Annotated in this window: 25 protein-coding genes and 1 pseudogene; 20 read left to right on the top strand and 6 right to left on the bottom strand. The window is 60.7% G+C overall.

Annotation, left to right across the window (positions count from 1 at the left end; all coding sequences use genetic code 11):
• The first annotated feature begins 1 nt into the window (after position 1).
• The 5 genes from NCT04_RS19795 to NCT04_RS19775 all read left to right on the top strand — a co-directional run bounded on the left by NCT04_RS19795 (position 2) and on the right by NCT04_RS19775 (position 4,069).
• Positions 2-577, top strand: coding sequence for a HutD/Ves family protein (locus NCT04_RS19795; protein ID WP_250467354.1), 576 nt, complete (start codon positions 2-4; stop codon positions 575-577).
• 18 nt (positions 578-595) lie between these two features.
• Complete coding sequence (locus NCT04_RS19790) at positions 596-751, top strand: hypothetical protein (protein ID WP_250467353.1); 156 nt, start codon at positions 596-598, stop codon at positions 749-751.
• 112 nt (positions 752-863) lie between these two features.
• Complete coding sequence (gene hutG, locus NCT04_RS19785) at positions 864-1,673, top strand: N-formylglutamate deformylase (RefSeq protein WP_250467352.1); 810 nt, start codon at positions 864-866, stop codon at positions 1,671-1,673.
• 308 nt (positions 1,674-1,981) lie between these two features.
• Positions 1,982-2,290: a DUF4148 domain-containing protein gene (locus NCT04_RS19780; protein ID WP_250467466.1), complete on the top strand. Its 309-nt coding sequence runs from the start codon at positions 1,982-1,984 to the stop codon at positions 2,288-2,290.
• Positions 2,291-2,743: 453 nt separating this feature from the next.
• Positions 2,744-4,069: a DUF1996 domain-containing protein gene (locus NCT04_RS19775; protein ID WP_250467351.1), complete on the top strand. Its 1,326-nt coding sequence runs from the start codon at positions 2,744-2,746 to the stop codon at positions 4,067-4,069.
• A 21-nt stretch (positions 4,070-4,090) separates the two neighbouring features.
• Here NCT04_RS19775 and NCT04_RS19770 read toward each other — a convergent pair whose 3' ends face one another.
• Positions 4,091-4,786, bottom strand: a complete 696-nt coding sequence (locus NCT04_RS19770; protein ID WP_250467350.1) for a TetR/AcrR family transcriptional regulator — start codon at positions 4,784-4,786, stop codon at positions 4,091-4,093.
• 352 nt (positions 4,787-5,138) lie between these two features.
• On the opposite strand from NCT04_RS19770, the gene NCT04_RS19765 reads away from it, so the two are divergent.
• The 8 genes from NCT04_RS19765 to NCT04_RS19730 all read left to right on the top strand — a co-directional run bounded on the left by NCT04_RS19765 (position 5,139) and on the right by NCT04_RS19730 (position 13,675).
• Complete coding sequence (locus tag NCT04_RS19765; RefSeq protein ID WP_250467349.1) at positions 5,139-6,419, top strand: Zn-dependent hydrolase; 1,281 nt, start codon at positions 5,139-5,141, stop codon at positions 6,417-6,419.
• Between the two features lie 93 nt (positions 6,420-6,512).
• Positions 6,513-7,835, top strand: coding sequence for an NAD(P)-dependent oxidoreductase (locus NCT04_RS19760; RefSeq protein WP_250467348.1), 1,323 nt, complete (start codon positions 6,513-6,515; stop codon positions 7,833-7,835).
• Between the two features lie 38 nt (positions 7,836-7,873).
• The gene (gene preA, locus NCT04_RS19755; RefSeq protein WP_244829380.1) at positions 7,874-9,160 is read left to right on the top strand and encodes an NAD-dependent dihydropyrimidine dehydrogenase subunit PreA; all 1,287 of its coding nucleotides are present in this window, start codon (positions 7,874-7,876) and stop codon (positions 9,158-9,160) included.
• A gap of 32 nt (positions 9,161-9,192) precedes the next feature.
• A complete protein-coding gene (locus tag NCT04_RS19750; RefSeq protein ID WP_244829381.1) occupies positions 9,193-10,704 on the top strand; it encodes an NCS1 family nucleobase:cation symporter-1 in 1,512 nt (503 codons plus the stop codon).
• 46 nt (positions 10,705-10,750) lie between these two features.
• Positions 10,751-12,229, top strand: a complete 1,479-nt coding sequence (gene hydA, locus NCT04_RS19745) for a dihydropyrimidinase (RefSeq protein ID WP_250467347.1) — start codon at positions 10,751-10,753, stop codon at positions 12,227-12,229.
• A gap of 127 nt (positions 12,230-12,356) precedes the next feature.
• Positions 12,357-13,127, top strand: coding sequence for a CDP-diacylglycerol diphosphatase (locus NCT04_RS19740; protein ID WP_250467346.1), 771 nt, complete (start codon positions 12,357-12,359; stop codon positions 13,125-13,127).
• 13 nt (positions 13,128-13,140) lie between these two features.
• Positions 13,141-13,575: a BrnT family toxin gene (locus NCT04_RS19735; protein WP_350030017.1), complete on the top strand. Its 435-nt coding sequence runs from the start codon at positions 13,141-13,143 to the stop codon at positions 13,573-13,575.
• Positions 13,493-13,675, top strand: a complete 183-nt coding sequence (locus NCT04_RS19730) for a hypothetical protein (RefSeq protein ID WP_250467472.1) — start codon at positions 13,493-13,495, stop codon at positions 13,673-13,675. Before NCT04_RS19735 ends, NCT04_RS19730 begins: the two co-directional genes overlap by 83 nt.
• A 48-nt stretch (positions 13,676-13,723) precedes the next feature.
• Here NCT04_RS19730 and NCT04_RS19725 read toward each other — a convergent pair whose 3' ends face one another.
• From NCT04_RS19725 to NCT04_RS19715, 3 genes are all read right to left on the bottom strand, one after another.
• Positions 13,724-14,038: a hypothetical protein gene (locus NCT04_RS19725; RefSeq protein ID WP_244829384.1), complete on the bottom strand. Its 315-nt coding sequence runs from the start codon at positions 14,036-14,038 to the stop codon at positions 13,724-13,726.
• Between the two features lie 93 nt (positions 14,039-14,131).
• Entirely contained in the window at positions 14,132-15,373 is a 1,242-nt protein-coding gene (locus NCT04_RS19720; RefSeq protein ID WP_244829687.1) for an aspartate carbamoyltransferase, read from the bottom strand.
• A 72-nt stretch (positions 15,374-15,445) separates the two neighbouring features.
• Positions 15,446-15,865 (bottom strand): secondary thiamine-phosphate synthase enzyme YjbQ, encoded by a 420-nt coding sequence (locus NCT04_RS19715; protein ID WP_244829385.1) that lies wholly within the window; start codon positions 15,863-15,865, stop codon positions 15,446-15,448.
• Between the two features lie 88 nt (positions 15,866-15,953).
• On the opposite strand from NCT04_RS19715, the gene NCT04_RS19710 reads away from it, so the two are divergent.
• The 3 genes and pseudogenes from NCT04_RS19710 to NCT04_RS19700 all read left to right on the top strand — a co-directional run bounded on the left by NCT04_RS19710 (position 15,954) and on the right by NCT04_RS19700 (position 17,823).
• The gene (locus tag NCT04_RS19710) at positions 15,954-16,442 is read left to right on the top strand and encodes a BON domain-containing protein (protein WP_250467345.1); all 489 of its coding nucleotides are present in this window, start codon (positions 15,954-15,956) and stop codon (positions 16,440-16,442) included.
• Positions 16,443-16,550: 108 nt separating this feature from the next.
• A pseudogene (locus NCT04_RS19705) lies at positions 16,551-17,036 on the top strand (NfeD family protein); the annotation flags it as partial.
• A gap of 13 nt (positions 17,037-17,049) precedes the next feature.
• Positions 17,050-17,823, top strand: a complete 774-nt coding sequence (locus NCT04_RS19700; protein ID WP_244829387.1) for a slipin family protein — start codon at positions 17,050-17,052, stop codon at positions 17,821-17,823.
• Here NCT04_RS19700 and NCT04_RS19695 read toward each other — a convergent pair.
• Together NCT04_RS19695 and NCT04_RS19690 are read right to left on the bottom strand one after the other, a co-directional pair.
• The gene (locus NCT04_RS19695) at positions 17,820-18,356 is read right to left on the bottom strand and encodes a carboxymuconolactone decarboxylase family protein (protein WP_250467344.1); all 537 of its coding nucleotides are present in this window, start codon (positions 18,354-18,356) and stop codon (positions 17,820-17,822) included. The genes NCT04_RS19700 and NCT04_RS19695 overlap by 4 nt on opposite strands.
• 127 nt (positions 18,357-18,483) lie before the next feature.
• Positions 18,484-19,068, bottom strand: coding sequence for a DNA-3-methyladenine glycosylase (locus tag NCT04_RS19690; RefSeq protein WP_244829389.1), 585 nt, complete (start codon positions 19,066-19,068; stop codon positions 18,484-18,486).
• Between the two features lie 47 nt (positions 19,069-19,115).
• On the opposite strand from NCT04_RS19690, the gene NCT04_RS19685 reads away from it, so the two are divergent.
• The 4 genes from NCT04_RS19685 to cpaB all read left to right on the top strand — a co-directional run bounded on the left by NCT04_RS19685 (position 19,116) and on the right by cpaB (position 21,791).
• Positions 19,116-19,553, top strand: a complete 438-nt coding sequence (locus NCT04_RS19685; protein WP_244829390.1) for a low affinity iron permease family protein — start codon at positions 19,116-19,118, stop codon at positions 19,551-19,553.
• Between the two features lie 497 nt (positions 19,554-20,050).
• Positions 20,051-20,227, top strand: a complete 177-nt coding sequence (locus NCT04_RS19680) for a Flp family type IVb pilin (RefSeq protein ID WP_244829391.1) — start codon at positions 20,051-20,053, stop codon at positions 20,225-20,227.
• A gap of 64 nt (positions 20,228-20,291) precedes the next feature.
• The gene (locus NCT04_RS19675) at positions 20,292-20,801 is read left to right on the top strand and encodes an A24 family peptidase (RefSeq protein WP_250467343.1); all 510 of its coding nucleotides are present in this window, start codon (positions 20,292-20,294) and stop codon (positions 20,799-20,801) included.
• Positions 20,802-20,813: 12 nt separating this feature from the next.
• On the top strand, positions 20,814-21,791 hold the full coding sequence (cpaB, locus tag NCT04_RS19670) for a Flp pilus assembly protein CpaB (RefSeq protein WP_244829393.1): 978 nt from the start codon (positions 20,814-20,816) through the stop codon (positions 21,789-21,791).
• Positions 21,792-21,828 lie beyond the last annotated feature (37 nt).

Raw genomic sequence — 21,828 nt, 5'->3', positions numbered from 1 at the left:
CATGGCAACCGTTCTGCGCGCATCATCGCTCGCAGCCGTGCCGTGGAAGAACGGCGGCGGCTATACGCGCGAACTCGCGGCGGGACCGGAAGGCGCGTCGATCGATACGTTCGCGTGGCGGCTTTCCATCGCGGATGTGTCGGCGGATGGCGCGTTTTCGAGCTTCGCGGGCGTGGATCGCGTGCTGATCCTGCTCGATGGCGCGGGCATGATGCTCGCCGAACCCGACTATGTGCATACGTTGAACGAGCCGCTCGCGATGGCGCGCTTTGCCGGCGAAACGCCCATCCACGCGGCGCTCGTGCAAGGTCCGACGCGCGACTTCAACGTGATGACGCGTCGCGGTCGCGCGCATGCTTCGGTGACGAGCCGCTTCGAGTCGCATGAATGGACGCCGGACCACGACGTCACGTTTCTGCATTGCGCGCGCGGCATGTTGAACGTCATGCTGGCCTACGGAGAACGCATCGCGCTCGCAGCGGGCGACAGCTTGCGTATCGAAAGGGCGGACGGACGCGTCGCTTGCGAAGCATCGCAAGATGCGTCGTGGTTGCAGATAGGCATCCATACGCCGTGAACGCGTGGATCGCGCCAGATGCCCGATGGCTGGCAACGCAACATGATGCTCGAATGGATGGAAGACGGCCAACGCGTGCGGCATCGCGCCAACTGTCTGTTCGATGCCGCGCTCGACGGAGGAACGCGGCTCCAAAAGCTGGCTTTCCGATATGGTTTTCTGCGAGCATGGTGAATCGCCGAAACGCGACGTCTTCGTCGGCGGATGCAAGATCCTCGACGCAAGTTGTCAGGCGGACGAAGACGCATTGCGTTCACTCATCGACTAATAAAACGCGAGGCATCACATGGACGATTGTGCGATCTACACGCTCGAGCGCGGCACGGCGCCGTTGCTCATCTCGATCCCGCACCGCGGCACGCGTATACCCGACGGGCTCGCGCAAGAAATGACGCCAGTCGCGCGGAAAGTGGATGATTGCGACTGGCATCTCGAACGGCTTTATGACTTTGCGCGCGAGATGGGCGCGTCGATTCTGCTGCCGCAATTCGCGCGCTATGTCATCGATTTGAATCGTCCGCCCGATGACGCCAATCTTTATCCGGGCCGCGATACGACTGGCCTCTGTCCCGTCGATACGTTCGAGAAAGAGCCGCTTTATCTCGAAGGTCATGAGCCTTCACGCGAACAAATCGAGGCGCGCCGCGCGCTCTACTGGCAGCCTTATCACGATGCGCTCGCTTCCGAACTTGCCGCCTTGCGCGAGGAACATGGGCACGCGTTGCTGTGGGAGGCGCACTCCATTCGCTCAGTCGTGCCGCGCTTCTTCAATGGCCGGCTCACGGATTTCAACTTCGGCACGGCGGATGGAGCATCGGCGGCGCCTGAACTGGCCGAGCGGCTCGCGCAGGTCGTGGAGTCGGACGGACGTTACACAACGGTGGCTAACGGGCGCTTCAAGGGCGGTTACATAACGCGTCGCTACGGTCAGCCGGCCAACGGGATTCACGCGGTGCAACTGGAGCTCACGCAGGCCACTTACATGAACGAGGCACCGCCTTATTCCTACGATGAGGCGCGCGCGAGCGACGTTCAGCCCTTGTTGCGGGAGTTGGTCGTCGCGGCGTTGGAGCATGTGCGAGCGCCCCAAATTTAGCTGGCGTCAGGATGACCATTGTCTGACGCCGCTGTGATGATGTTTTTCGGCGGCACTGGTTGTACTGCCATCATCTGGCGCGGAAGTATCAATATAAACAATGACTTAAAGGCTGTCGAACTGCCGAGGCCATGCAGTTGCGCGTCCGCCATTGTTGCGACTTCGACAAATATGTTTCCTGCAAATCGGGGTTTCCCCTAAGTCGCGTCCCTCCTACACTGTTTCCAAGCGAAACGAAATCAGAAACTGTTTAAAAGCTTCCGGCTTCGTCTTCGATTTCAAAACAAAATTCCAGGAGGTTCATCATGATCAAGTCTTTCGTTCCGGCTCTCGTTATTGCTTCGGCTCTGGCCGCTCCGACTTTCGCCTTTGCACAAAGCAACGGCCCTGTGACCCGCGCAGAAGTTCGCGCCGAGCTGGTCCAGTTGGAAAAGGCTGGCTATAACCCGTCGACGGACCACGCGTTCTACCCGCAAAACATCCAGGTAGCCGAAGCGCGCGTGGATGCACAGCAAGGTACGTCGTCGTACGGCGCATCGACTGCGGGTTCGTCGCAAGCGGGCGCACGTCCGTCAGCGTCGATGTCGGATCGTAACTCGGTCTACTTCGGTCATTAATAGATCGAATAACGGCAAGTCGCAGTGGTGGTGGCAGTAGCAGTGGCAGTTGAAGGTGAGGTAGATGGCAGAAAGCGTAGTAACTTGCGAGAAGTGTAGTAGAGCAGTTCTGCAGTAAGCAGCACCAGGAACGCCGACCGCGATTTTTGCGGCCGGCGTTTTTATTTCGACGCGTTGTTTAATGCGGCGATCGCTCGATTTAATCGGCGCGAAAAAAGAAACGCAGATCAGTTTTGTTCACTTTCGAAATGAGTCGGCTTATGTGCACGAGTTAAATATCGCGCGTACTTGCAAAGGAGCGTCAATAAAATAATAAAACGAGGCTCTCTCGATGTCCCGGTATCCTAGAATTCATGTGGCAGAACGACGGCCAATAAATTCAACGGTCGATATTCAACGTGAATCAATGCTTGCGGCGAGCATTTCACTTTATCGAGAGAGCTGAGAATAGTCATGAAAAAAGCCACCTCCTTGCTGCGACTTCTATTGCTAATCCTCCTAGCAGCTACGACAACCGGCGTTTATGCCGGTCAGTTCAGCGTACAGTGCGCGTATTCTCACACGAAGCCCGACGATTCCATTGTTCGTTACGGATTACCCGGACTCGCCATGCAGCACGATTTTTTCGGCAACCGGTCGACCGATGCCTTTAGCGACCTCGCAAAGCTGAATGTGAATAAAGCCACGACGTGCAACATTACGGTCGATGCGTCCGCTTATTGGGTGCCGCAATTGAAGCGCGCCGCCGGAATAGTGGTCCCCGACTTCCAGAAGACCTACTACCAAAAGAATACCGAACTCCCGGTCGTCACCGCCATCCCGCAAGGTCTGGAGATGCTTGCCGGCGACCACCACGGAACCGCGGCAAATCCGGCTATTGCATATTTTTGCCAGAATGTAGGCTACATGGCGAATCCGCCGACGAGTTGTCCCGTTGTGAACGGCAACGCGCAGTTTGACATCGTGATCTATTTTCCGGACTGTTGGGACGGCGAGCACATTAAACCGGATTTCTCCTCGGGCGTTCAGAACATGGCTTACCACAATAACAAAGATGGTTCATGTCCCGAAGCGTATCCGATCAAGATTCAGCAACTGCAATTAAACTTGCAATACACACTTGGCAATAACGGCGATCTGAACGGCGCGCAGTTGTCGATGGACCCGATCATGGTGAACGGCGTGCTGACGCCGCAATGGGGCAGTTTATATACCGCTCACGCCGACTTTATCAATGCATGGAAGCCGGATAGCCTTCAATACGCAACCGACAATTGTTCCAATAATGGAAACACCGCGTGCAGCAGCGATATTCCGACCTACTATGTAAAGTCCAGTTCGGATACGTGGCTTGACTCCGGCGGCACTCCGCACAATGCAGACGAGAAACTGCGCGTAGGTCCGGGCGACATTATTTTCATGAAGTTTCCGACGCCTGTAATCACGGACTATACCTATCAAACCGCGTTCATACAGACTCAGGGCGGCGACGTCACCGACTCCACGGCGGTCTACTTGTACCTATTCGCCGCCGCAACCAATTGGGACGATCAAAACAAGCCACCTACCGGAAGTGCCTGCACGCCGCAGTCCGTTGGCGCTATCTATCTCGACAACGTTAATAAACTCCGGATAAATTCCATCGACGCATACGTCAAGCAGCAAATTGCCGCGAAGGCGCCTGAAATTGCGATCTGCATTAAAAACAACACGAGCAAGGTCGTCGAATTCAACTCACGGGAAGTGAAAAACGGCGTACCTGCACTGTTTTTGAAATAACGCTGGCCGCCACCTAGGCGGCTATCGGATTTCGTTGCCCGGCGAACGCGCGCCACACGCGCGAAGCACCAGCCGCACGACTTCCTCGGTCTCCTCGTCGAACGCCTTTCGAGTCAGCGCGCGCTTGCCCTTCAGCGCGCGAATTTGCGCGTCGAAATCGGCGTAATGCTGAGTGATCGCCCATATCAGAAACATGAAGGTCTGCGGTTCGACAGGCGCAAGCAGTCCACGCGCGATCCATCCTTCGATTACCGTGACGCGCGTATCGAGCCACGGTTTTACGCGTTCGTTCAACACGTCTTGCATGTGATGCGCGCCGTGAATGATCTCGCTTGCCCAGACTTTCGATCCGAGCGGCCGGCGCCGCGACAACTCCATCTTTGCGCGCACATAACCGCCGATTGCTTCGGCAGGATCGTCGCTGCATTCGAACGTATCCGCCGCGCGATGCCAGTCTTCAAAGAGGTCTTCGAGCACGCGTCGATAGAGCGCGAGCTTGGTCGGGAAGTAGTAATGCAGATTGGCTTTCGGCAGGCCGGCGCGCTCGGCGATCATCGCGGTGCTCGCGCCTTCGAGTCCTTTCTCGGCGAAAACGGCTTCGGCGCAAGCCAAAAGGTGAGCCTCGTTGGTCTCGCGAATTTGTGCCTTGCGCCGCCGCAAAGGCGGAACGGCGTTACTGCTTTCTTCGATGCCGGGCGACGCTTCGTCGTGTCTCATTGTTCCTTCCGTAGGCCTCGTGTGCCGCATCGTGCCTGATTTGCGGCGTTCGTGCATGCCGCGCTGTTCTCAATTCTGCATGCCTCAGCAAGTTCGACCAAGTGATGCTGCAGCGCAATGGCACGCTTCTCGCTCTGTTCGCTTCAACACGAAAGACGTTGATTTGCTTATTTTAATCGGCTACAACCTGTCCAGTCGGACAGGATTTGAAGCGAAACCGAATGGCTCGAATGCAGCATCGATCGTACAAGTAAAAGCATGCACCGCGCGCGTGCAAGTCTGCACCCGCCGCGCGCTGGATGCACGAAAAGCAGTCCCCGACATACGAAGTTCATCGTAAGGAGCGAGGCGCATGAACGCGGTTACGGATGCAATGAGAGAGGCTGGTCTCGACACGTCCATCAAGGTCAACGGTCAACGTCTGTGGGACAGCCTGATGTCGATGGCGAAGATCGGCGCAACGCCCAAAGGCGGTGTCTGCCGGCTCGCGCTGACCGATCTGGACAAGGAAGGGCGCGATCTCATCGTGAGTTGGGCGAAAGAAGCGGGCTGCACGGTGAGCGTCGACCAGATGGGCAACGTGTTCATGCGCCGCGCGGGCCGTCATCCCGACGCGCTGCCCGTCATGACGGGCTCTCACGCCGATTCGCAGCCGACAGGCGGCCGCTTCGACGGCATCTACGGCGTGCTCGGCGGCCTCGAAGTAATCCGCACGCTCAACGATCACGCGATCGAGACGGAGCATCCCGTCGAGGTCGTCATCTGGACCAACGAAGAAGGCTCCCGCTTCGCGCCGGCGATGGTCGCATCGGGCGTATTCGCAGGCGTGTTCTCGCTCGATTACGGGTTGTCGCGCAAGGACGTCGATGGCAAGACCATCGGCGAAGAACTCGAACGTATTGGTTATGCAGGCGACGTTCCGTGCGGCGGCCGCAAGCTGCACGCGGCGTTCGAATTGCATATCGAGCAGGGCCCGATTCTCGAAGCCGAGGACAAGACCATCGGCGTCGTCACCGATGCGCAGGGCCAGCGCTGGTACGAGATCACACTGACGGGTCAGGAAGCGCATGCGGGCCCGACGCCCATGCCGCGCCGCAAAGACGCGTTGCTCGGCGCATCGCGCGTGGTGGATCTCGTCAACCGCATCGGACTGGATCACGCGCCGCTCGCCTGCGCCACGGTCGGCATGATGCAGGTCTATCCGAACTCTCGCAACGTGATTCCGGGCCGCGTGTTCTTCACCGTGGACTTCCGTCATCCCGACGACGCCGTGCTCGCGAAAATGGACGCCGCGCTGCGCGAAGGCGTCGAGCACATTGCGGGCGGCATCGGCCTCACAACCGAACTCGAGCAGATCTTCTACTACGAACCCGTCAAGTTCGATGCCGCGTGCGTCGACTCCGTGCGCGCGGCAGCCAAACGCTTCGGCTATTCGCATCGCGACATGGTGTCGGGCGCGGGCCACGACGCGTGCTACCTCTCGCAAGTCGCGCCGACGTCGATGGTATTCGTACCTTGCGTCGACGGCATCAGCCATAACGAAGTAGAAGACGCCTCGCAGGAATGGATCGAAGCGGGCGCGAACGTGCTTTTGCACGCCATGCTCGAGCGCGCGTCGGAACCCGTCTCTTAACGGCTATTCGTCGATGTTTTCCAAAGCACCGTTCGCGTCGTCCCGCGCGAACGGCGGGAATCGCTACGTCCTCATATCGAAGAAGGAACGCATATGACCATGAAGATCGCGGGCCACAGGCTCACGCAGGAACAACTCGCATGCGAGTTTTCGGATGTCGCGCCCTTGCTCGATGCGACTGCCGCCGCCGCCGCGGCAAGCCGCTGTCATTACTGTTATGACGCGCCATGCGTGCAGGCTTGTCCCACGCAGATCGATATTCCGAGCTTCATCCGCAAGATCAGTCACGGTAATCTCAAAGGCGCGGCCGTCGATATTCTCTCGGCCAATCCGCTCGGCGGCATGTGCTCGCGGGTGTGTCCGACCGAGATACTGTGCGAAGGTAGTTGCGTTCGAAACCATCCGGGTGACGAGCCGGTGCGAATCGGCGCGCTGCAGCGCCATGCAACCGATTCGGCGATGGCACGCGGCGAACCCTTGTTCAAGCGCGCGCCGGAAACGGGACGACGAATCGCGATCGTCGGCGCGGGACCGGCGGGACTTGCGTGTGCGTATCGCCTCGCGCTGGCCGGCCATCAGGCGATCATTTTCGATGCGCGCGCCAAACCCGGCGGTCTCAACGAATACGGCATCGCGGCGTACAAGACGGTGGAAGACTTCGCGCAACGCGAGATCGAATGGCTGCATTCGATCGGCGGTATCGAAATCAGAACGGGCGTGGCGCTCGGCCGCGATGTGACGCTCGACGAACTGCGCAAGCAATACGACGCGGTGTTCATCGGCTTCGGTCTGGCGGGTGTGCGTGAGCTGGCGCTGGAAGGCGAGTCGCTCGAAGGCGTGATGAACGCGGTGGATTTCATCGAGCAAGTGCGTCAGGCCGATGACCTCGCGAGCGTGCCGGTCGGGCGGCGTGTGGTGGTGATCGGCGGCGGCAATACGGCTGTCGATGCCGCCGTGCAAAGCCGCAAGCTCGGCGCGACCTCGGTGACCATGGCGTACCGGCGCGGCGTCGAGAACATGGGCGCGACCTGGGCGGAACAGGAGTTCGCGCAGAACAACAACGTGACCATCGTGACGCATGCGAACCCCGTGCGTCTGATCGGCGCGGACGGACACGTCACGGGCGTGGAGTTCGACCGCGCGGGCGAGCGCTTGATCATCGAAGCGGACATGGTGCTGAAGGCCATCGGGCAGACGCTCGTGCCGGTGGGTATCGACCGGGAATTGTTGAGTCTCGATGGCGGGCGCATCGTCACCGACGAGAACCGTCAGACGACGCTCGCGAAAGTCTGGGCCGGCGGCGACTGCGCGACGCACGAAGGACTCGATCTCACCGTGCAGGCCGTGCAGGACGGCAAGCTCGCGGCGGCGTCCATTGGCGCGTCTTTCGAACTCACGGCGATCAAGGCCGCGTAAAAACCCCGCAACGCATTCGATACGGAGCCGATAAAAACATGGCCGATCTTCGCTGCACTATCGCAGGCATTACATCGCCGAATCCGTTCTGGCTTGCATCGGCGCCGCCGACCGACAAAGCGTATAACGTCAACCGCGCGTTCGAAGCGGGCTGGGGCGGCGTCGTATGGAAGACGCTCGGACTCGACCCGCATGTGGTCAACGTCAGTTCGCGTTATGGCGCCGTGCAATGGAACGGGCAACGCATGGCGGGGCTGAACAACATCGAGCTGATCACCGACCGCCCGCTCGACATCAACCTGAAAGAGATCGCGCAAGTGAAGCGCGACTGGCCGGACCGCGCGCTGATCGTCTCGTTGATGGTGCCGTGCAACGAGAAAGACTGGAAGTGGATTCTCACGCAGGTGGAAGACACCGGCGCGGATGCGGTCGAACTCAACTTCGGCTGTCCGCATGGCATGAGCGAGCGCGGCATGGGCGCGGCGGTCGGGCAAGTGCCGGAGTATGTCGAGATGGTCACGCGCTGGGTGAAGGAAGGCACGCAGTTGCCGTGTCTCGTGAAGCTCACGCCGAATATCAGCGACATTCGCATGGGGTCGCGCGCGGCGTTCAAGGGCGGCGCGGATGGCGTGTCGCTCATCAACACCATCAATTCGATCGTCTCCGTCGACCTCGACCAGATGGCGCCGATGCCCACCGTCGATGGCAAAGGCACGCACGGCGGCTACTGCGGCCCGGCCGTGAAGCCGATTGCGCTCAACATGGTCGCCGAGATCGCGCGCGACCCCGAAACGCCCGATTTGCCGATCTCGGGCATCGGCGGAATCTCCACCTGGCGCGACGCCGCCGAATTCATGGTGCTCGGCGCGGGCAGCGTGCAGGTGTGCACGGCGGCGATGCACTACGGGTTTCGCATCGTCTCCGATCTTGCTGACGGCCTCTCGAACTGGATGGACGAAAAAGGCTACGCCACGCTCGACGACATTCGCGGGCGCGCGGTGCAGAACGTGACGGACTGGAAGTACCTCAATCTCAAGTACGACATCAAGGCGCGCATCGATCAGGACAAGTGCATCAAGTGCGGGCTGTGCCATATTGCGTGCGAGGACACGTCTCATCAGGCCATTCTCAAGGAGAAAGACGGCAAGCGTCACTTCGAAGTCGTCGATGCCGAGTGCGTCGGATGCAATCTGTGCATGCACGTATGCCCGGTCGAGCAATGCATCACGATGGAACGCGTCGATGCCGGCGAGTACGCGAACTGGACCACGCATCCGAACAATCCGGCGCGTGTCGATGCGGAAGAAGCAGCCAAAGCCGCCTGAAGTCATTGCAACGATCAACAGGAGTTCGTCCGATGAAGCAGACAACGCAATCTGTCGATCCGAATTTCGCGGCCAACTTGCAGGCGAGCAGCCTGTATAACGACGACCTCGCGCCAACGGGTCCCGCGCAGCGCACGTGGAAGTGGTATCACTTCGCGGCGCTGTGGGTCGGCATGGTGATGAACATCGCGTCCTACATGCTCGCGGCGGGGCTCACCGAGCAGGGCATGTCGCCGTGGCAGGCGGTGGTGACGGTGTTGCTCGGCAACTTGATCGTGCTCGTGCCGATGCTCCTGATAGGTCACGCGGGGGCGAAGCACGGCATTCCTTACGCGGTGCTGGTGCGCTCGTCGTTCGGCACGCAGGGCGCGAAGTTACCGGCGCTGTTGCGAGCCGTCGTCGCATGCGGCTGGTATGGCATCCAGACGTGGCTTGGCGGCAGCGCGATCTACACGCTGCTCAACATTCTCACGGGCAACGCGCTGCACGGCGCGGCGCTGCCGCTTCTCGACATCTCTGCCGGACAGCTTGCGTGCTTCCTCGTGTTCTGGGCGCTGCAGATTTACTTCATCGTGCATGGTACCGATTCAATCCGCTGGCTCGAAAGCTGGTCCGCGCCGATCAAGGTGCTGATGTGCATCGCGCTCGTCTGGTGGGCGACGAGCAAGGCGGGCGGCATCGGCAACATGTTGTCGGCGCCGTCGCAGTTCGTCGCGGGTGGCAAGAAGGAAGGACTCTTCTGGGCGACGTTCTGGCCGGGTCTCACCGCGATGGTCGGCTTCTGGGCGACGCTCGCGCTGAACATTCCCGACTTCACGCGCTTCGCCCGCTCGCAGCGCGATCAGGTGATCGGGCAGTCCATCGGTCTGCCTGCGCCGATGGCCTTGTTGTCCGTGATTTCGGTGGTGGTGACATCGGCGACCGTCGTGATCTACGGCAAGGCGATCTGGGACCCGATCGACCTGACGAGCCGCATGACGGGCATCGGCGTGGGCGTTGCGCTCGTCATCCTCACGCTCGATACCATGTGCTGCAATCTCGCGGCCAATCTCGTCGGTCCGGCTTACGATTTTTCGAGTCTCTGGCCAAAGGGCATTTCGTATCGCGCGGGCGGCATGATCACGGCGACGATCGCCATCGTCATGATGCCGTGGAAGATTCTCGCCACCACGCAGGGTTATATCTTTACCTGGCTCGTCGGTTACTCGGCGTTGCTCGGGCCCGTCGCGGGCATTCTGATGGTCGATTACTTCCTGATTCGCGGCACCCGGCTCGATCACCGCGAACTCTTCGATGAACACGGCGAATATTCGTATAGCGGCGGCTGGAATATCGCGGCGGTCGTGGCGCTGCTCGTCGGCGTGCTGCCCAATTTGCCGGGCTTCCTGCATACGGCGTTCCCCGCGTCGTTCCCTAACGTGCCGGCGTTCTTCAACATGCTTTATACGTATGCCTGGTTCGTCGGGCTCGTGCTGGCCGCGCTCGTGTATGGTTCGTGGATGAAGCTGCGTGGCAGCCCGCAGGCCGGGGTTCTGAGCGCATGAGCGTCCGAAGGAATTTTCGAAGCCCAAGATTCGCAAGGAGAAGACAATGCCAACCCTGATTCGCGGCGGCACCATCATCGATCCGGAACGCAGCTATCGCGCAGATGTCTTGTGCGCCGACGCCGCGTCCGGCGGCACGATCCTGGCGATCGGGCCGGATCTCGAAGCACCGGCGGGCACGAAGATCGTCGACGCGGGCGGACAGTACGTGATGCCCGGCGGGATCGATCCGCACACGCACATGGAACTGCCTTTCATGGGCACGACCGCCAGCGACGACTTCTATACCGGCACGGCGGCGGGCTTGTCGGGCGGCACGACGAGCATCATCGATTTCGTGATTCCGAGCCCGAAGCAACCGCTCATGGCAGCGTTCAAGGAGTGGCGCGGCTGGGCCGCGAAGGCATCGGCGGATTATGGCTTTCACGTCGCGGTGACGTGGTGGGACGAATCGGTGCATCGCGACATGGGCCTGCTCGTGCATGAGCACGGCGTCTCCAGCTTCAAGCATTTCATGGCCTACAAGAACGCGATCATGGCCGATGACGAAGTGCTCGTGAACAGCTTCACGCGCTCGCTCGAACTCGGCGCGCTGCCGACCGTGCATGCGGAAAACGGCGAGCTCGTGTTCCAGTTGCAGAAGCAACTGCTTGCGAAGGGCTTCACGGGACCGGAGGCGCATCCGCTTTCGCGGCCGCCTGAAGTGGAGGGCGAGGCGGCCAATCGCGCGATTCGCATCGCGCAGGTGCTCGGCGTGCCTATCTACATCGTGCATGTATCGGCGAAAGATGCCGTCGATGTCATCGCGCGTGCTCGCAACGATGGCCTGCGTGTGTTCGGCGAAGTGCTGCCGGGGCATCTCGTGATCGATGAATCGGTGTATCGCGATCCCGACTGGACGCGTGCCGCCGCGCACGTGATGAGCCCGCCGTTTCGCACGAGCGAGCATCGCGAGGCGCTATGGCGCGGGCTGCAGTCCGGGCAGCTTCACACGACGGCGACGGATCATTGCGTGTTCTGTGCATCGCAAAAGGCCATGGGGCGAGAGGACTTCACGAAGATTCCAAACGGCTGCGGCGGCGTGGAAGACCGGATGTCGGTGTTGTGGCATCACGGCGTGAACATGGGGCGTCTCACGCCGAACGAGTTCGTGCGCGTGACATCGACCAACGCGGCGCAGATCTTCAATCTGTATCCGAGGAAGGGCGCGGTGCAGGTGGGTTCGGATGCGGACCTCGTCGTGTGGGACCCGGCGGCGACGCGGACCATCTCCGTGAAGACGCATCATCAGAAGGTGGACTTCAATGTGTTCGAGGGCATGACGGTGCAAGGCGTGGCCACGCATACGCTCACGCGCGGCGAACTCGCCTGGACCGATGGCGATTTGCGCGCGGTACGCGGCGCGGGTCAATACCTGAAGCGTCCGCCAAATTCGTCGTACTTCGAGGCGGCGCGCGTGCAGAACAAGCTGAAGGAGCAGCACCCGGTGGAGCGCGCGGGGGATAAGGCGATGAAGGCCGCCTGAGTGGTTCGAACCGGCCTCGTGTGGCTCGACGCTGCACGGGGCTTGGTCACATCCGAAGCATGTTCACACGCTTGCAAGCATAATCCGGCACGCTGTCCTCTTATCCAGCGCTGCCCGAATCATGCCGATGCGAAACCTCCACAAGCTTTGCCTTCTCGCCGTCACGACGGCCTTTTGCACGACGCTTTCCACTGCGCGCGCGGCGAATCCGAACGCGCTGTGGGAAATCGTCCACGACTATTGCGAGCCCGCCGCCGAGGGCGCGCCGGTCAAGCAGAAATGCGCCGACGTAAACCTCACGGACGGCTACGCGGTGCTGAAGGATATCGTGGGCGTCGCGCAATATCTGTTGATTCCGACGGCGCGTGTGAGCGGCATCGAAAGTCCCTTGATACTGGAGCCGCAGACGCCGAATTACTGGCGCGACGCATGGCGAGCGCGCCGTTATGTCGATGACAAACTTCGCCGCTCCTTGCCACGCGATCAAGTGTCGCTTGCAATCAACTCGGCAAGCGGGCGCACGCAGAACCAGTTGCATATTCATATCGACTGCCTCGCGTCCGACGTCGCGCAGACGTTGCGCGAAGTCGGGACGGGCATCGGCCGCGAATGGGCGCCGTTGCCGGTGCGCTTGCGCGGGCATCGGTACGACGCCATGCGGATCGACGACGCGGATCTTACGCATACCGATCCTTTTGCGCTGCTCGCGCCTTACGCGGCGCGTCGCGGACAAACGATGGGCGACCAGACGCTATTGCTGGCCGGCGCATGGTTGCCCGATGGCAAGCCCGGATTCTTTCTTCTCAACGATCATGTGCAACCGGGTGACTGGGCTTCGTCGGAAGAACTGCAGGATCACACGTGCGCGTTAGCCGATCGGTCTATAGAGAAACCGTGACGAAAGAGCAAGAATGACGGCAGGCTGTTTCATTCGGATCACGAAGAAAAATTTTGTGACGCCGCTTGGACGCCTCTTGTCAAACTTCTTTCATGTAGTCACGATAATGCACATCGACATCTTGTTCGATCCGCAGAAGGACGCGGCGAACGTCAATCGTCATGGCATGTCGCTGGAACGTACGCGGGAAATCGCGTGGCGAGAGGTGATGTGTCACGCAGACGCTCGTCGCGACTACGGCGAGGTACGCGAGGTCGGCTTCGTGCCGATAGAAGGGAAAGTACATTGCGTGGTGTTCACGCAGCGAGGCGGCGCATTGCGAATCATCAGCTTGCGTCGCGCCAATAACCGGGAGAATGAGAGATATGAGCGAAGCATCGTACAGGTTTTACCGCAATACGCCGGAAGAGGAGGCGGAGATCGAACGGGGCATTCAGATGGACCCTGACACCTACGTCATGTCCGACGCCGAGTTCGAAGCCGCCATGCGCTGGGCAGACAGCCAGTCCGGTGAATTAACCGCAAATCAAGTTACGCCGCCGCGTTGACGTCCTGCATGTGCGACTGACTTCCCCAGTCAGTCGCGCCGCAACGGGTCAATGCGCTTCACGGCTTATCACTCGATGCGCGAACACTCGCGGACCGACGCCTTCGACCCGCGCTTCCGGCATGACCCGTCGCAAAGTGCGTAATGTGAACGCAAGGTCTTCGCTCGCTACATCGAATTCGAGCCTTAGCGCGCATCCTTCGCGCTGCGCCTGACTGACATATACGCCGAGAGGCGAGTGAAACAACTGGCGGATGCGCTCGCAAGATGCATCGTCGTTCGCCATGCGGGCGCGCGCCATGATCCGCAACCGCTGACAAGCGCCGCCGTGATGGCCGGCAAACTGCGCAAGTGTCATATCCATGATCGGGCTCCATCGCGTCTTTTCTTGATATAAGCATACGCGGGGCCTTGTCAACGCCGTATCAGGAAACAGATGCGGCGCGTAAAAATCTCATCAATCGAAGCCCTGAAAAACCGCGTCGTCCGGGCCGATGGAAGCCGGCGATTTCCACGTCGCGTCGCGCATGGAATGCCGCACCTGATGCTCCACGCCCAGCAGAACGGCAAAGATCGCCATGCGAACTGCAATGCCGTTGTCGGTTTGCCGGAAGATGGCAAGACGCGGATCGTGATTCAGGTCGGTGGCGAGATCGTTCGCGCCGGGACGGCTGTCGCGCGGCAGCGGATGCATGATGAGCGTGTCGCGTCCGCAGGCTTCGTTCACGAGCGCCTGGTTGATCTGGAAGTCCGGCGTATAGCCTTCGATGGACTCGTCCGCGAAACGCTCTTTCTGAATGCGCGTGGCATAGACGACATCCGCGCCCGCAAGACCCGCGCGCAGATCGCTCGTCTGTTCGATAACATGATCGCCCCGCGCGATGCGCTCGATGATATGCGCCGGCATTTCCAGCGAACCCGGCGAAATCAGCGTGAACTTGAGGCCCTTGTAAAGCGAGAGTAGCTTGGCAAGCGAATGGACGGTGCGGCCATATTTGAGGTCGCCGACCATCGCGATATGCGCGCCATCGACTATTTTCCCGAGCCGCGAAAACTCGCGCTGGATCGTGTAGAGGTCGAGCAGCGCCTGGCTCGGATGCTCGCCGGGGCCGTCGCCAGCGTTGATCACGGGAATGTTGGTCGCACGCGCGAACTCCGCGACGGAGCCTTGCTCGGGATGCCGCACGACGATAGCGTCCGCATAGCCGCTGATCACGCGGCTCGTGTCGTAGATGGATTCGCCCTTCGCCATCGACGAGAACGTGAAGCCGGTCGTGTCGACCACCGAGCCACCGAGCCGACAGAACGCCGAGCCGAAACTCACACGGGTACGTGTGCTCGCCTCGAAGAACAGGTTCGCCAGCACCGCGCCCTCTAGCACGCGCGTGATTTTGCGGCGCCGCGCGATGGGCTGCATCATGTCCGCTGTGCGAAAGAGCGCTTCGGCCGATTCACGCGAGAACTGATCGATGGAGACGAGCTGCGGGCGGCCTTCGTACGCAATCGACGGGTATACGCTTTGCGTAGATGTTCCACCCTCGGGCATGCCGTCCAGAATCTCGCCGACATAGCGCGCGGCGATCTCCGGCATGGCGCGCGATTCCGGCGACTCGTCCGGCAGAAGCCATGTGTCCAGCGCACGCCGCGACACGCCGATGCGGGCCGCGAAGGCATCGCGGGTCATGTTCAGACGCCGCATGGCGTCGCGAAGCACGGTCTGTTGCTGGCTCACGGTCGTCGCTCCTTGAATGTACGCGGAGCGTATATTAGGTCACTCGCCGATCAGATGCAACACCAGTTCGCGATCATGCGATGCCGTGCGGTGCTCGAATACGTATATGCCTTGCCACGTGCCGAGCACCATGCGGCCCGCTTCGACCGGAATCGAGAGCTGGACGGTGGTGAGCGCGGTGCGCAGATGCGCGGGCATGTCGTCGGGACCTTCGGCGTCGTGGACATAGCGGCCCGGCGCTTCGGGCGCGACGGTTTCGAAATAGCGTTCGAGGTCCGTGCGCACGTCGGGATCAGCGTTCTCCTGAATCAAGAGCGACGCGGACGTGTGTCTGCAGAAGATGGTCAGCAAGCCGGTGCGGATATCCTGATGATCGACCCAGCGGTCGATGGCGCGCGTGACTTCGTGCAAACCGCGCGAGCCGGTTGCAACCGTCAGATGTTGAAGTGCCTGTTTCATGTCGGTCCCGTTCGAAAAGATACGAAAGATGCGGGAAGATGCTTCTGTCAGTCTACCGGCTATGCTTTTGGCAAGGGAGCAAAGAGCGATGACATCGAAAGTCCCGCCCGGATGGCGCTATCTGACCGCGTTGGCTTGCCTGCTGCCCGTCACGCTTGCGGCACTCGCCGACGACGCACGCGTCAATCGCGGTGACGACCCGTTCATGCAAGTATCGAAAGCAATCGCGAATTGCCCGACCCCACGCGGTCCCGTCGAAACCGAACAGGAATGGCGCGACGAAGCGCATTACCGCATCGAGCGCGGCAATAGCTGCTGGATCGCGGGACGCTGCCGCCTCTCGAACAGCTACGCGTACGACCGGGAAATCGCCGAGAGCACGACGCGCCGCCTCAACGCGCTCAACGCGTCGCTGCAGTGGCGCGAGCACACCAGCCTGTGGCTCACGATCCAGCGCCGCTTCATCTATCTCGACGGCTGCGTCACGCGCGATTTCGACAAAGCGCGCTTCGTATCGGAATTAGGCGAGACCGCCGATGTCGAAAAGATCATCGACCGGACGACAACGCAGCCCTGAGCGCGCAATTCGCGCGTAAGCTGAAAGCAGCATCGTCCCCGGCGGTCGTCGCCCATGAAAACCCATCTTTCCGAGTGGCTCAGTCATATGTCGCTGATGGCCACGTTCTTGCCACTCGACTCCGCCGGTCTGGGTCTCGTCGTGCTGGGGCTCGGCTTACTCGTCGCGGAAATGTTCCTGCCGACCTTCGGCGCGCTCGGCATCGGCGGAATCATTGTGTTTTCGACCGGCGCGCTCATGCTCATCAATAGCGGAGTGCCTGCCTTCGGCATGCCCTTGAGCCTCTTGACGGGGTTCGCTATCGTGGCCGCGCTCTTCGTGTTCGGCGTGTCGAGCGTCGCCTTGAAGGCGCGCAAGCGGCCCGTGGTGAGCGGCAGCGAAGCGATGCCAGGCAGTATCGGCGTGATGCTCGATGCAACCGGCGCCGCGCCCGCAAGTGGCTGGGCGCGTGTGCACGGTGAACGCTGGCGCGTGCAGACGGCTTCATCGCGAGAACTTCCAGGCGAGGGCGCGCTCGTGCGTGTGCTGTCGCGGCACGGACTGACGCTCATGGTCGAAGCGCTGGAGCGCGACCGGCAATCGCATCAACACTAACGAGGCATTAAAAATGGGGCTTACTTTTGGGTTTGGCGGCATTGTCATTGCGCTCGTCATCATTCTCGTGCTTTCGTCGGTGCGCATTTTTCGCGAGTACGAACGCGGCGTCGTGTTCACGCTCGGCCGCTTCTGGAAAGTGAAGGGGCCGGGGCTCGTGCTGATCATTCCGGCGGTGCAGCAAGTAGTGCGGATGGACCTGCGCACCGTCGTCTTCGACGTGCCGCCGCAGGATGTCATCACGCGCGACAACATCTCGGTGAAGGTGAATGCGGTGGTGTACTTTCGCGTCGTCGACCCGGAGAAAGCGGTGATTCAGGTCGCGCGTTTTCTGGAAGCCACGAGTCAGCTCGCGCAGACCACCTTGCGCGCGATACTCGGCAAGCATGAACTCGACGATCTGCTTTCGGAACGCGAGCGCCTGAACAGCGACATTCAGCGCGTGCTCGATGCCCAGACCGATGCCTGGGGCATCAAGGTATCGAATGTCGAGATCAAGGACGTGGATATCGCCGAGACGATGATCCGCGCCATCGCGCGCCAGGCCGAAGCCGAGCGCGAGCGCCGCGCGAAGATCATTCATGCGGAAGGGGAGTTGCAGGCATCCGAGAAACTTCTGCAAGCGGCTCAGATGCTGGCGCAGGCGCCGCAAGCCATGCAACTGCGCTACTTGCAGACGTTGACGACGATCGCCAGCGACAAGAGCACCACGATCGTCTTCCCCATACCGATCGATATCGTGAGCGCGGTGCTCGACAAGATCGGCAAGGGTGGCCGCGAGAGTTAAACCAGCGCGGGGAAGTCCAGCGTGGTGTCGTTCACGCGATTGAAGAGATTCGTGAAGTTGATGACGCTCGCGGCGAAGAGCGCGTCGATCACTTGCGCGTCGCTGTAACCTGCCGCGCGCACGGCATCGAGCACTTCGGCTTTCACCGTGCCGCGTGAACCGGTGGCTTCGCGCACGAAGCGCACGAGCGCATCGCGTTTATCGTTGCCGGTGGCGGTACCCGCGCGAATCTGCTTCGTTTCTTCCTGCGTGAGACCGGCCAGCTTGCCGACGACCGTGTGCGCGGCTTCACAATAATCACAACCTGCCTGTCCGCTGACGGCGAGCTTCACGGCTTCGATATCGGCTTTGCTCAAACTGCTTTTAGCGAGCGTCGCGTCATTGGCGAGCGATGCCGCGAGCGCGCCGGGACTATGCGTGCCGACGATTGCATACGCATTGGGTACGCGGCCTGCGGCCTTCTTGATCTTGGCGAAGAGTTCGGCGGCGTCGCCCGTGGCTTCGTTCACATCGACTTTGGAAATGCGGGACATGGTGTGCTCCTTTTGGTTGATTGCCATGTGTCCTGGCATGGATGCACTGTATGTCTTTGCGGGAATCGCGTGAATGCTCTCCAGGCTCGGAAAGATGCTCGCGCGTCTCAATCGAGTGGATGATGTTTCAAGAAGAGGATGGAAAGGGTTTGCTCACGAACCTCGACCCGGCGAGGCCGAAGCGCCAGGGCACGTCCATTGCCTTGGAAATGCCGATGCGCGGCCCGCTCACGATATCGACTGCATCGTCCGGTGCTTCGACGCAGAACGGCGCTTCGAGCAGCGACATGCCGTTCTGCTTATGCGTGATGCCCAGGGCTTGCGCTAGGCGGCCCGGACCGGAACAAAGCAGCTTGATGGGTTCGAGCCCGCGTCGTTCGCGCATGAGATCGAGTCCGACGAGCGGCTCGATGGCGCGAATCAGCACGCCGGCGCCATGACCTTCTTCGCGGCAAACGAAGTTCAGACACCAGTGGATGCCATAGGATCGATAGACATAAGCATGAGCGGACGGTCCGAACATGACCGCGTTGCGCGGCGTGAGACCCGAGAAAGTATGCGAAGCGGGATCTTCGCGGTCGTATGCTTCGGTTTCGACGATACGTCCACCGACGCCATCGAAAGTGACGATGGCGCCGATCAGCCGCCGCGCCACGATGTCCGACGCGGCATTGAAGTCGATAGCAGAATGGAGTGTGGGCTTGGCTTTCACAGAAGGTATTCTAACCGCGCACAAGATAACGACGGAGAGATGCTCACATGAAGTCTTCCTGGTTCCTCAAATTCTCGAATGGTCTCTCGCGCGTGGCGGGACATGCGTCGACGTTCATCATTGCGGTCGTGCTGGTGATCGTGTGGGCCGTCTCCGGGCCGATCTTTCACTTCAGCGACACATGGCAGCTTGTCATCAACACGTCGACGACCATCGTCACGTTTCTCATGGTGTTCCTCATCCAGAACACCCAGAACCGCGATACGGCCGCCATGCAGATCAAGCTCGATGAATTGATCCGTGCAGTGGACAACGCGCATAACGCTTTACTCGACCTCGAAGAACTCGACGAGAAAGACCTGGCCATTTTTCGTAAGCGCTATGCAAAACTGGCGGAGGAAGCGCGTGACGACTTGCGCTCGGCGAGCAAGGATATCGACATGCCGATTTTCCCGAACGATGCCAGACGCAAGGAAAAGAAATAGTGGGATATTGCGCACGATGACAGTCGCGCTCAAGGTTAAACAAAAAGTTTGCAGAACGTGCTAAAGCGCGTGACAAGCAGGTATTAATGGTTGTAGCATTAACCTTACAGCGCGATATCCGGTTTTAGCGATGCTTGAATATTAAGCAGCATCGGTCGGAGTGACGGCCTCGAACGCCGTCGAAGCCCTGCATGTAAAGGCGGAGCCCGTACGCTTGGCAAACGTTTTCTGAAAAAAATACAAAGACACGAAGAGTCGCGCGCTCGCTGTCAAGACACGCTTCAAACCCGCTAAAAGAAAAATTTCTCTCTATAAAGTTTTAGCGTTGTTTGCCGACAGCGGTCTAGTTCATTCATTTTAAAACGTCGAATTAAGGCCATTTCCGGCCTCTAAATGGCGAAGTAATTCCTTGTGGCTCTAGCTAGGATTGCTGTACCCGGTACCCCTAATGCCGGGCCGCACCTACCTACTCAATGCAAAAACAAGGAATGACCAAAATGACCAAGTTTTTCAAGAAATTCATCCGCGACGAACGTGGCGTCAGCGCGATGGAATACGCGATTCTGGCTGGGATCGTCGGCGTGGCGCTCGTCGCCGTGGCAGGCACGTTCAGCACCAGCGTTTCGGGCTGGTTCACGTACCTCAACACCAAAGTCACCGCCGCCCAGAAGTAACGACGTATTCGAGATCCGCGTCTCGCGGATCTCCCCCTTTCTTTCACTCGGTATCCGGTCCATCGTGCTGCTCGCATCCCTTGCCATCCGTCTCATCGTGCTGTGCGCGCTCTTGGTGCTCGCCGTCATCGATGTCCGTGCGCGTCGCCTGCCGACCGGGATCGTGCTTGCGATCGGTTCGCTCTTCTTTGTCGATGCGTTGCTGCGAAAGCTGTCGCTCGACGAGATCATCGCGCATCTGATACTCGCGTGTGTCGTGTTCGCGGTCTGCGCCGCGCTTTTCGCCGCAAAGATGCTCGGCGGAGGCGATGCGAAACTCGCGGCCGTCATCTTTCTCTGGGCTGGCGTCAGTCTGTCGCTGCCGGCTCTCACGCTCATCTCGCTGATCGGGACCGTGGTGTCCCTCGTCAGTCTCGCCACCCGCAACATGAAGGCCGATCAGACATCGTCGCCCATGCGCGCGCTGGCGATGTTCTCCGGCGCGCGCGGCGTGCCTTACGGCGTGGCGCTGGCGCTCGGCGGCGGTCTTGTGATCGTGCTGCCGGCCGCGCTTCCCTTGTTAATGACGCATTAGGCCGGCACTCACATGTCCAACTTCATCAAGTTCGCCGTTCTTCTCGTCGGCGCCCTGCTCATCGCTCTGGTCGTGCGTGTGGTGGTGGCAAGCGCGAGCAAGCCGTCCGCGCCCACCGTCAACACGGAGAAGGTGCTGGTCAGTGCAGCCGCCTTGCCGCAGGGCTTGCTTCTGCGTGACGAGGACATCACCTGGAAACCGATGCCGGCCAACGAAGTGCCGGTCAATGCCGTCGTGTCGGGCGCGCAGAATGCGCCGGAACTCAAGGGTGCGCTGTTGCGCCATCCGGTCGAAAGCGGCGCGGTACTCGTCGCCGACGACGTGATTCTGCCGAACGCGCCGGGCTTTCTCGCCGCGACGCTCAAGCCCGAGATGCGCGCCGTCTCCGTAGCCGTCGACGATGTCTCCGGCAATGCCGGCCTGATCCAGCCGGGCGACTACATCGACCTGATCCTCACGCAGCAGATGGACCGCCGCACCGATTCGCCGGACCTCGCGGTGTCGAGCGAAACGGTGGTCGAACATGTGCGCGTACTGGCCGTCGGTTCAGAAATCAAGCGCCCGAAAGCCAGCAGCGATGTACCCGATATGAGCGCGCGCGCGCGCACCGTCACGCTCGAAGTGACGCCGCGCATGGGCGAAGTCGTGGCGGTTGCCGCGCGCCTCGGCAGTCTCTCGCTCGCCTTGCGCTCGTTTGCTACTGCAAGTCGCGATCCGGCCGCCGCCGCCGCGGCAGCCAGCGCGACGTCGACCGAACGTCCGCCAATCTGGGCCGGCGACATCTCGCGCGCCGTTCGCTCGTTGCCGCACGCAAGCCGCGCGCCGCAGAGCGCGCCTGGCGTGGCCGCCGCGCCGCCCATGCCGCGCACCGTGATGGTTTATCGGGGCTCGGAAAAGTCGGATGGTCAGAACGTCGCCCAGGCGGCAGGCGGGGCGCCCGAAAACGCGCCACCGTTGCCCGGCGTTCCGTCGCTTCCCGTCCAGCGCTAATGCCCCAAGCCGGCGGTGATCCGGCGACCAAGGAAAA

The sequence above is a fragment of the Caballeronia sp. GAFFF2 genome, assembly GCF_023631485.1.
Taxonomy (GTDB): Bacteria; Pseudomonadota; Gammaproteobacteria; order Burkholderiales; family Burkholderiaceae; genus Caballeronia.
The sequence above is the reverse complement of the archived record's forward strand: the minus strand, read 5'-3'. Positions and strand labels throughout refer to the sequence as shown.

Bases quoted from the DNA above. Each gene is read 5' to 3' on its own strand.
- NCT04_RS19760 (WP_250467348.1), top strand. From the start codon at position 6,513: ATGACCATGAAGATCGCGGGCCACAGGCTCACGCAGGAACAACTCGCA.
- NCT04_RS19770 (WP_250467350.1), bottom strand. From the start codon at position 4,786: ATGAGACACGACGAAGCGTCGCCCGGCATCGAAGAAAGCAGTAACGCC.
- hydA (WP_250467347.1), top strand. From the start codon at position 10,751: ATGCCAACCCTGATTCGCGGCGGCACCATCATCGATCCGGAACGCAGC.
- NCT04_RS19740 (WP_250467346.1), top strand. From the start codon at position 12,357: ATGCGAAACCTCCACAAGCTTTGCCTTCTCGCCGTCACGACGGCCTTT.
- NCT04_RS19695 (WP_250467344.1), bottom strand. From the start codon at position 18,356: ATGTCCCGCATTTCCAAAGTCGATGTGAACGAAGCCACGGGCGACGCC.
- NCT04_RS19685 (WP_244829390.1), top strand. From the start codon at position 19,116: ATGAAGTCTTCCTGGTTCCTCAAATTCTCGAATGGTCTCTCGCGCGTG.
- NCT04_RS19720 (WP_244829687.1), bottom strand. From the start codon at position 15,373: ATGCGGCGTCTGAACATGACCCGCGATGCCTTCGCGGCCCGCATCGGC.
- NCT04_RS19735 (WP_350030017.1), top strand. From the start codon at position 13,141: ATGACGGCAGGCTGTTTCATTCGGATCACGAAGAAAAATTTTGTGACG.
- NCT04_RS19725 (WP_244829384.1), bottom strand. From the start codon at position 14,038: ATGGATATGACACTTGCGCAGTTTGCCGGCCATCACGGCGGCGCTTGT.
- cpaB (WP_244829393.1), top strand. From the start codon at position 20,814: ATGTCCAACTTCATCAAGTTCGCCGTTCTTCTCGTCGGCGCCCTGCTC.
- NCT04_RS19710 (WP_250467345.1), top strand. From the start codon at position 15,954: ATGACATCGAAAGTCCCGCCCGGATGGCGCTATCTGACCGCGTTGGCT.
- NCT04_RS19790 (WP_250467353.1), top strand. From the start codon at position 596: ATGCCCGATGGCTGGCAACGCAACATGATGCTCGAATGGATGGAAGAC.
- NCT04_RS19775 (WP_250467351.1), top strand. From the start codon at position 2,744: ATGAAAAAAGCCACCTCCTTGCTGCGACTTCTATTGCTAATCCTCCTA.
- NCT04_RS19750 (WP_244829381.1), top strand. From the start codon at position 9,193: ATGAAGCAGACAACGCAATCTGTCGATCCGAATTTCGCGGCCAACTTG.
- NCT04_RS19715 (WP_244829385.1), bottom strand. From the start codon at position 15,865: ATGAAACAGGCACTTCAACATCTGACGGTTGCAACCGGCTCGCGCGGT.
- NCT04_RS19680 (WP_244829391.1), top strand. From the start codon at position 20,051: ATGACCAAGTTTTTCAAGAAATTCATCCGCGACGAACGTGGCGTCAGC.
- NCT04_RS19730 (WP_250467472.1), top strand. From the start codon at position 13,493: ATGAGCGAAGCATCGTACAGGTTTTACCGCAATACGCCGGAAGAGGAG.
- preA (WP_244829380.1), top strand. From the start codon at position 7,874: ATGGCCGATCTTCGCTGCACTATCGCAGGCATTACATCGCCGAATCCG.
- hutG (WP_250467352.1), top strand. From the start codon at position 864: ATGGACGATTGTGCGATCTACACGCTCGAGCGCGGCACGGCGCCGTTG.
- NCT04_RS19700 (WP_244829387.1), top strand. From the start codon at position 17,050: ATGGGGCTTACTTTTGGGTTTGGCGGCATTGTCATTGCGCTCGTCATC.
- NCT04_RS19795 (WP_250467354.1), top strand. From the start codon at position 2: ATGGCAACCGTTCTGCGCGCATCATCGCTCGCAGCCGTGCCGTGGAAG.
- NCT04_RS19765 (WP_250467349.1), top strand. From the start codon at position 5,139: ATGAACGCGGTTACGGATGCAATGAGAGAGGCTGGTCTCGACACGTCC.